At 67.7% G+C, this 7569-nt stretch carries 6 protein-coding genes and 1 riboswitch; of the genes, 3 read left to right on the forward strand and 3 right to left on the reverse strand.

All coding sequences use genetic code 11. From position 1 onward, the window contains the following. Window positions 1-108 precede the first annotated feature (108 nt). On the reverse strand, window positions 109-1713 hold the full coding sequence (locus N5C25_RS10135) for a peptide chain release factor 3 (RefSeq protein ID WP_019660067.1): 1605 nt from the start codon (window positions 1711-1713) through the stop codon (window positions 109-111). Between the two features lie 66 nt (window positions 1714-1779). After that, window positions 1780-2664 carry a M23 family metallopeptidase gene (locus N5C25_RS10140; protein WP_279936890.1) on the reverse strand — a complete coding sequence of 295 codons (885 nt, stop codon included), beginning with the start codon at window positions 2662-2664 and terminating at the stop codon, window positions 1780-1782. Between the two features lie 147 nt (window positions 2665-2811). Continuing rightward, window positions 2812-2930, forward strand: a riboswitch (SAM riboswitch). 77 nt (window positions 2931-3007) lie between these two features. Between N5C25_RS10140 and N5C25_RS10145 the strand changes: the two genes are divergently transcribed. Genes N5C25_RS10145 through N5C25_RS10155 form a run of 3 tightly spaced genes read left to right on the forward strand, consistent with a single transcriptional unit; the run spans window position 3008 to window position 6335 of the window. Further along, on the forward strand, window positions 3008-4039 hold the full coding sequence (locus tag N5C25_RS10145) for a homoserine O-succinyltransferase (protein WP_019660065.1): 1032 nt from the start codon (window positions 3008-3010) through the stop codon (window positions 4037-4039). Next, complete coding sequence (locus tag N5C25_RS10150; RefSeq protein WP_279936891.1) at window positions 4036-5271, forward strand: O-succinylhomoserine (thiol)-lyase; 1236 nt, start codon at window positions 4036-4038, stop codon at window positions 5269-5271. Before N5C25_RS10145 ends, N5C25_RS10150 begins: the two co-directional genes overlap by 4 nt. After that, window positions 5268-6335: a homoserine dehydrogenase gene (locus N5C25_RS10155; protein ID WP_279936892.1), complete on the forward strand. Its 1068-nt coding sequence runs from the start codon at window positions 5268-5270 to the stop codon at window positions 6333-6335. Before N5C25_RS10150 ends, N5C25_RS10155 begins: the two co-directional genes overlap by 4 nt. A gap of 107 nt (window positions 6336-6442) precedes the next feature. On the opposite strand, the gene N5C25_RS10160 is transcribed toward N5C25_RS10155, so the two are convergent. Beyond that, window positions 6443-7438: an alpha/beta hydrolase gene (locus N5C25_RS10160; protein ID WP_279936893.1), complete on the reverse strand. Its 996-nt coding sequence runs from the start codon at window positions 7436-7438 to the stop codon at window positions 6443-6445. Between the last annotated feature and the right edge of the window lie 131 nt (window positions 7439-7569).

Consider the following 7569-nt stretch of genomic DNA (forward strand, 5'->3'; position numbering starts at 1 on the left):
CATCGCCGCGATGGCCGCCATGTGCACGCCCGTCACCGTATGGGGGATGAATCCGCGCCTATCCACGCATGGCGTGGATCTACCAGGCGCGGATCCGCCTCCGTGGCATCAGCCCACCGAAACGGTATGCGCCGCTTCGCGGGTGGCCGAGAAGCGCACGTCCGGCGAGCGTTCCTGCGCCAGCTGCAGGTTGACCCGGGTCGGCGCCAGGTAGACCAGGTGCCCGGCCGCATCCAGGGCCAGGTTCAGCGCGTTCTTCTCGCGGAATTCTTCCAGCTTCTTCTCGTTGCTGCAGTGGACCCAGCGCGCGGTGGTCACACTGACCGGCTCGAAGGTGGCTTCCACGCCGTACTCGTCCTTCAGGCGGTAGGCGGCCACGTCGAACTGCAGCACACCCACCGCACCCAGGATCAGGTCGTTGCTGGTGAGGGGGCGGAAGAACTGGGTTGCGCCTTCCTCGGACAGCTGGGCCAGGCCCTTCTGCAGCTGCTTGAGCTTGAGCGGATCGCGCAGGCGTGCGCGACGGAACAGTTCCGGGGCGAAGTTGGGAATGCCGGTGAAGGTGACCGCTTCGCCTTCGGTGAAGGTATCGCCGATGGAGATGGTGCCGTGGTTGTGGATGCCGATCACATCGCCCGGCCACGCCTCGGCCGCGATCTCGCGATCGCTGGCCATGAAGGTCAACGCGTTGGCCAGCTTCATTTCCTTGCCGGTGCGCACGTGGAAGGTCTTCATGCCGGCGCTGAAACGGCCCGAGCAGACCCGCATGAAGGCCACGCGGTCACGGTGCTGCGGGTCCATGTTGGCCTGGATCTTGAACACAAAGCCGGTCAGCTTGTTCTCTTCCGGTGCGATCTGGCGGCCGGTGGTGGAGCGCGCCTGCGGCGATGGCGCGTGCTCGACGAAGAAGTCCAGCAGCGGCTGCACGCCGAAGTTGTTCACGCCCGAGCCGAAGAACACCGGGGTCTGCTTGCCGGCGCGGTAGGCGTCCAGGTCGAACGGGTGGCTGGCGCCCTGCACCAGTTCCAGTTCGTCGCGCAGGTCGGCCAGCATCTGTGCACCGATCTTCTCGGCCAGGCCGGGGGCGTCGATGGACGGGAAGATGGTGGAGTCCTGGCGGGTGAAGTTGCGGCCCGGCTCATACAGGTGCACTTCGCCGGTCAGCAGGTGCACCACGCCCTTCAGGCGCTGGCCCATGCCGATGGGCCAGGTGACCGGGGCGCACTGGATGCCCAGCACGGTTTCCACTTCATCCAGCAGCTCGATCGGGTCCTTGCCCTCGCGGTCGAGCTTGTTGATGAAGGTCATGATCGGGGTGTCGCGCAGTCGGCAGACTTCCATCAGCTTGATGGTGCGCTCTTCCACGCCCTTGGCCACGTCGATCACCATCAGCGCCGAGTCCACCGCAGTCAGCACGCGGTAGGTGTCCTCGCCGAAGTCGGCGTGGCCGGGGGTGTCGAGCAGGTTGACGATCTTGCCTTCGTACGGGAACTGCATCACCGAGGAGGTGACCGAGATGCCGCGCTCCTTTTCCAGTGCCATCCAGTCGGAGGTGGCGTGGCGGGCGGCCTTGCGGCCCTTGACCGAACCGGCCATCTGGATCGCGCCTCCGAACAGCAGCAGCTTTTCGGTCAGCGTGGTCTTGCCGGCGTCAGGGTGGGAAATGATGGCGAAGGTGCGGCGACGCGACGCTTCGTTGGCGACTTCGGACATGGCAGTGGCGCCCGCCCGGGGCGCTATTCAAAGAGATAAGCGCCCGATTATACCGGCCGGGGCCGGTCAGCGCCCGGTACCGCCGTCTGCTTCGCCCTGGCGGGCGAACTGCAGCTGTCCCTGCTCGGCGAAGATGCGCACCGGCACCGAGCGCAGGCCCATGCCGCGGTTGACCTGCACCACGAAGTGCAGGTGCGGCGCAGTGCTGTAGCCGCTGTTGCCGGACAGGCCGATCGGTTGCCCGGCTCCCACCGCCTGGCCGCGGCGCACGCGCATGCCGCCGTCCTGGAGGTGGCCGTACAGGGCCATGCTGCCGTCGCTGTGCAGCACGCGGATGAAATTGGCACGGGCACCATCGCGCTCGCGGTTCTGGCCATTGCCACGGAAGCCATCCTGGATCTGCATCACCGTGCCCTCGCGCGCGGCCAGCACCAGGGTGCCCTCCGGCAGTGCGAAGTCGACCGCGTCGCGGTTCTCCTCGTCGTCATGGCTGAATCGCCCCTGTGGCGCCTGGTCCACACGCAGGCGGGCCGCATCGAACGGCAGGCGATAGGCGACATCTTCGGCCTGTGCGGCCGGGTTGCCCGGCACCGACTGCAGTCGCAGATCCAGCATGCGGCCCTCGATCGGGGCGGGCAGGTGGCCGACCACCAGGCTGCTGTCGCCCTGGATGAGCGACTCGACCGGGAGGCCTTCGACCGGGTGTCGGGGGGCGGCGCGCAGCTGGATCTGCAGCGGCCCTGCCAGCCCGTTGTCGATCCGCGCCTGCCATTGCGTACCGACCGGCTGCAGGCGCAACTGGGCCATGGGGGCGGCGCCCTCGGCACTGCCTGCGCGGGTGGCACGGGCGGAAGGGGGAGCCAGTCCCCAGCCCTGGCGCCAGTCGCCGGCGTGTGCGGTCGCGCTCGCCAGCAGAGGCAACAGCAGGCAGGACAGGGGCAGGCGCGGCATCGGCGTTTCCAGCGAGAGGACCGCCGGGACTGTACCCGATCCTGAACGGGGCGACCGGGACGGCCCTCGCAGAGTGACCCTGAAAATATCTATCGCTTTATCCGCATGAAGGGATTGACAGTGCCGGAAAGGGCTGGCATCGTGACTCCACCATCGAGACCGGCAGAGGGACAGGCCCTTTGAAGCCGGGGCAGCCCGCAGGCGCACAAGCGTCTGCGTAGGTGCCAAATCCTGCGGGGACCGTGGCGTCCACCGAAAGATGGTTCGAACCATGCACCGCACGTGCATCTCGAACGCGGGCCCCGCGAAGGCTCGATGGCCGATTCCCCAACCGGATCCCGCCATGAGCTTCGCCGCCAGCACCGCCATTCGCCCCGAACCCTTTGTCCCCGTCAGCGTGCCGGTCGCAGACCGCGTGCATGCCGAGCGCGGCGAGTTCGCCGCAGTGTTGTCGATGCGTCACGCAGGTCCCAGTCCGGTGCGCCTGCGCTATGAATGGGTCGGCCCGGCCAATGCGCCGGTGGTGGTACTGGCCGGTGGCATTTCCGCCCATCGCCACGTGGCGTCCAATGCACAGTTCAGCGAGAAGGGCTGGGCCGAAGGCCTGGTTGGCAGCGGGCGCGCGCTGGATCCGCAGCTGCTGCGCGTGCTGGCCGTCGATTTCGTCGGTGCCGACGGTGCGCTGGACGTGCCGATCGATACCGCCGATCAGGCCGACGCATTGGCGCTGGTGCTGGATCATCTCGGCATTCGCGCGCTGAAAGCCTTCGTCGGATATTCGTATGGCGCGCTGGTCGGCCAGCAGTTCGCGATTCGGCATCGTGCCCGCGTGCGCCAGTTGGTGCTGGCCAGCGGTGCGCATCGTCCGCACCCTTATGCCGCCGCCTGGCGCGCATTGCAGCGTCGCGCGGTCGCGCTGGGCCAGCTGCAGTGCGGCGAAGACCACGGCCTGGCCCTGGCGCGGCAGTTTGCCATGCTCAGCTACCGTACCCCGGAAGAATTCGGCGAGCGCTTCGATGCCGCACCGGAAGTGATCAATGGCCGCGTGCGCGTGGCTGCCGAAGACTATCTCGACGCGGCCGGCGCGCAGTACGTCGCGCGCACGCCGGTGACCGCTTACCTGCGCCTGTCCGAATCGATCGATCTGCACCGCGTCGACCCGGCCGCGATCCTGCCGCCGACCGTGGTGGTGGCCGTGGAGGGCGACCGCCTGGTGCCGCTGGCCGACCTGGTCGGCCTGGTCGAAGGGCTGGGCCCACGCGGCAGCCTGCGTGTTCTGCGCTCGCCCTATGGCCACGACGCCTTCCTCAAAGAAACCGATCGCATTGACGCGATCCTCGCCACCGCCTTCCGTACTTCTGGAGAGTCCGCATGAGCCTGCACGCCAACGAGCCGTCCTGTAGCCGCACCACTGCCGCTGTCCGTGCCGGCATCGATCGGGACACTGCGCATGGCGCGGTCACGCCGCCGATCGTGCTGTCGTCGAACTTCAGCTTTGAAGGTTTCGGCAACAAGCGCCAGTACGACTACACGCGCAGTGGCAACCCGACCCGCGACCTGTTGGGCGAGGCGCTGGCGGAACTGGAGGGCGGCGCCGGTGGCGTCATCACGGCGACCGGCATGGGCGCGATCAACCTGGTGCTGAACGCACTGCTGCAGCCGGGCGATACCCTGGTGGTGCCGCACGATGCGTACGGCGGCAGCTGGCGCCTGTTCAATGCGCTGGCCAGGAAGCGCCACTTTGAACTGGTCACCGCCGACCTGACCGATCCGCGTGCACTGGCGCAGGCGTTGGCCACCCAGCCGAAGCTGGTGCTGGTGGAAACGCCGTCCAACCCGCTGCTGCGCATCACCGACCTGCGCTTCGTCATCGATGCCGCGCACAAGGCCGGCGCACTCGTGGTGGTCGACAACACGTTCCTGTCGCCAGCGCTGCAGCAACCGCTGTCGTTCGGTGCGGACCTGGTGCTGCACTCCACCACGAAGTACATCAACGGCCACAGCGATGTGGTGGGCGGGGCAGTGGTCGCGCGTGATCCGGCACTGCACGAGCAGCTGGTGTGGTGGGGCAACGCGCTCGGCCTGACGGGTTCACCGTTCGATGCCTTCCTGACCCTGCGCGGCCTGCGCACGCTGGATGCGCGCCTGCGCGTGCACCAGGAAAACACGGCGTCGATCGTTGCCCTGCTGGACCAGCATCCGGCGGTCGGCCGCGTCTATTACCCGGGGCTGGCCGATCACCCAGGCCACAGCATCGCCACGCGCCAGCAGAGTGGTTTCGGTGCGATGCTCTCGTTCGAACTGGCCGACTGCGGAGGCGACGATCCGCATGCCGCAGTGCGTGCATTCGTCGATGGCCTGCGCTGTTTCACGCTGGCCGAATCACTGGGCGGCGTCGAAAGCCTGATCGCGCATCCGGCCACCATGACCCACGCCGCGATGAGCGCCGAAGCGCGAGCCGCTGCCGGCATCAGCGAAGGCCTGCTGCGCCTGTCGGTCGGCATCGAGGCCGAGCGTGACCTGTTGGCCGATCTCGGCGCCGCTCTGCAGCGTGCCGAAGCGGTGATTGATGCGGCTGCGCGCCGCAAACAGGCGGTGGATGCATGAGCGCGCTCGCCGCAGAGATTCCTGCTCTGGGCGTGGGACGACTGGCGCTGCTTGGCACCGGCACGGTCGGCTCGGCCTTCGTACAGCGCTACCAGGCGTTGCAGGCACGTGGGCTGGAACTGCCCAGCGTGCAGTGGCTGGCCAATTCACGCACTGCGTTGGAGATCGATCGTGACCTGGCGGTGCCGCTGGAACTGGCACGGCGTGCACCGCGCGATGGCCAGAGTTCGCCACCGTGGGCGAGTGCCGAAGGACTGGAGCGTGGCGACGTGGTGGTCGACGCCACCGGCAGCGAAGACGTAGCCGCGCGCCACGTACAGTGGCTGGCGCGCGGCGTGCACGTGGTCACCGCCAACAAGCTGGGGCGTGGTGCGCAGCTGGCACGCGCGCAGGCCATTGCCGAGCGTTGCGCAGACACGGGTGCGCGCTACGGCGACAGCGCTACCGTCGGCGCCGGCCTGCCGCTGTTGAGCAGCCTGCGTGCGCTGCTGGCCGGTGGTGATCACATCCATGCCATCGAGGGCGTGCTGTCCGGTTCGCTGGCGTGGCTGTTCCATCGCTATGACGGCAGGTCGCCGTTCTCGGCGGCGGTGCGCGAGGCGCTGGCGGCCGGCTACACCGAGCCGGATCCGCGACTTGACCTGTCCGGCGAGGACGTGCGGCGCAAGCTGCTGATCCTGGCCCGCAGCAGCGGGCTGGCGCTGGATGCGTCGCAGGTAGAGGTGGATTCACTGGTGCCTGAAGCGCTGGCAGCGCTGCCGCTGGAGGATGCGGTGGCGGCGCTCGAGCAGCTGGATGCGCCGTTGCAGGCGCGCTGGCAGCAGGCGCGCGACAATGGTCGTGTGCTGCGTTTCGTTGGCCGCGTTGATGCCGAGGGTGCACAGGTGGGCCTGCGTGAGCTTCCGGCCGACCATCCCTTGGCGCAGGGCGCGGGCACCGACAACCGCGTCGCCATCCATAGTGATCGCTATCGCCTGCAGCCGCTGTTGATCCAGGGGCCGGGCGCGGGTGCGGAAGTGACTGCGGCCGCGCTGCTGGATGATGTGTTGCGGATCGTCGGCTGATCGCACCGCTCCTGTAGCCGAGCCCACGCCCCACTGCTCCTGGCAGAATCCCCATCTTGCCGCATGAGCCGAGCGTGGGCTCGGCTCTACAGGGGCACGCTTGCCGGTCAGCGCGACTTCAACGCCTTCAACAGCGCGCTGTTGAAATGCTTCGGGTCCTGCACCTGTGGCGAATGGCCCAGTTCGGCGAACTCGATCAGCGTCGCGCCCGGAATCGCCGCGGCTGCCGCTCTGCCGAGTGCCGGATAGTTGCCCAGCGTCGCCTTCACCGTCGGCGGCGCCAGGTCACGGCCGATCGCGGTACGGTCCTTCTGGCCGATGAACAACGTGGTGGGTACCTGCAGGTTCTTCAGCTCGTACACCACCGGCTGGTTGAACACCATGTCCGAGGCCAGGGCCTGGCTCCATGCAACGGCCTGCTTGCCCGGCCCTTCATACATGCCTGACTGCATCCGCGCCCACGGCTCGTAGGCCGGCTTCCATTTGCCGTCGTAGTACACGTCCAGCTGGTAGCGGCGGATGCTGTCATAGCTGATGTTCATTTCGCCGGCGTACCACGCGTCCACGCTGCGCCACGGCACGCCCAGCGCCTTCCAGTCCTCCAGCCCGATCGGGTTGACCAGCGACAGGCTGCGCAGGTCCTGCGGGTACATCAGCGCGTAGCGCACTGCCAGCATGCCACCCATCGAATGACCGACCAGGTGCACCGGCACATCACCCAGCTGCAGTTGCTGCAGCAACGCATGGGTGTTGGCGGCCAGCTGCGCGAAGCTGTACTGGTAGCGCTCGGGCTTGCTGGATTTGCAGAAACCCACCTGGTCCGGGGCGATCACCCGGTAGCCGGCGGCAACCAGGGGCTTGATCGATTCCTTCCAGGTGGCCGCGCAGAAATTCTTGCCATGCAGCAGCACCACCACGCCGATGGGCGCCTTCTTCGGGGCTATGTCGATGTAGGCCATTTCCAGCGGCTGTCGCTGCGATTCCAGCGCGAAGGTCTTCACCGGATAGCCGTAGTCGAAGCCCTCCAGGTGCGGCCCATAGCTGGGCGCGGCGAGGGCGGACAGCGGAAGGCAGGCAAGCAGGGCGGTAGCGATCACGCGCATGGGGCAGTCCTCGCCAGGGGGAACCCCGAGCCTAACCGCAACGCAGTGATGGTGTCGTCCGACCGGCCAGGGACAACGGGGTAGAGTCGACTGGGTAGAGTCGACTGTTAGTCGACTACCTTCCCCACAAC

This window comes from Stenotrophomonas sp. GD03958 (genome assembly GCF_029839005.1).
In the GTDB taxonomy this organism is placed as follows: domain Bacteria; phylum Pseudomonadota; class Gammaproteobacteria; order Xanthomonadales; family Xanthomonadaceae; genus Stenotrophomonas; species Stenotrophomonas hibiscicola.